1 protein-coding gene is annotated in these 599 nt (G+C 60.4%); it reads left to right on the forward strand.

The window, feature by feature from the left end; translation table 11 throughout:
• Positions 1 to 79: 79 nt before the first annotated feature.
• Positions 80 to 505 (forward strand): hypothetical protein, encoded by a 426-nt coding sequence (locus RIG82_00015; protein MEQ9459326.1) that lies wholly within the window; start codon positions 80 to 82, stop codon positions 503 to 505.
• Positions 506 to 599: the final 94 nt, after the last annotated feature.

The following is a 599-nucleotide window of genomic DNA, read 5'->3' on the forward strand; positions in this document are numbered from 1 at the left end:
GTGTCCTTCCGGTAAGCGTGCCTGAACGATTTTTTCGTCCTCGGTACCGTGGTTGGTTTTACCTTTGGGGAGACCGACTATGGCTGGACGAAAACGTGGTGAGATCGGCGGGGCACTGGCGCGGGGGCGAGATCGGTTTGAGGCGTGGCGCCGGTCACGGCCGGCGGGAGCTCGAATTCCGGAGAAGCTGTGGTTGCTGGCGGTCGGACTGGTCGACACTCATGGACTCAGCCGCACGGCCTCGGTGCTGAAGCTGGATTACAACGCGTTGAAGAAGCGTGTTGCCGGTGAAAATGTCGATTCCGATTCGGACGAAGCTCGTTCGGTCTCTCCGGGATTCATCGAACTTTCACCCTCGTCGCTGGCACCGTCAGCATTGGCCGCGTCGGGAGAATGTCTGGTCGAGTTCGAAGACGGCTCGGGAGCTCGCCTGCGGGTGCATCTGCGGGGCTGTGACGCGCCTGATCTGGTAGCCCTTTGCCGCAACTTCCGGGGCGCGGAGTGATGCTGCAGATCACTCCCCAGATGAAGATTCTGGTGGCTGTTGAACCCGCTGATTTTCGCAAAGGAATTGACGGGCTGGTGCGGCTCTGCAAAGA

The sequence above is a fragment of the Phycisphaeraceae bacterium genome (genome assembly GCA_040222855.1).
Taxonomy (GTDB): domain Bacteria; phylum Planctomycetota; class Phycisphaerae; order Phycisphaerales; family Phycisphaeraceae; genus Mucisphaera.

Bases quoted from the DNA above. Each gene is read 5' to 3' on its own strand.
- RIG82_00015 (MEQ9459326.1), top strand. From the start codon at position 80: ATGGCTGGACGAAAACGTGGTGAGATCGGCGGGGCACTGGCGCGGGGG.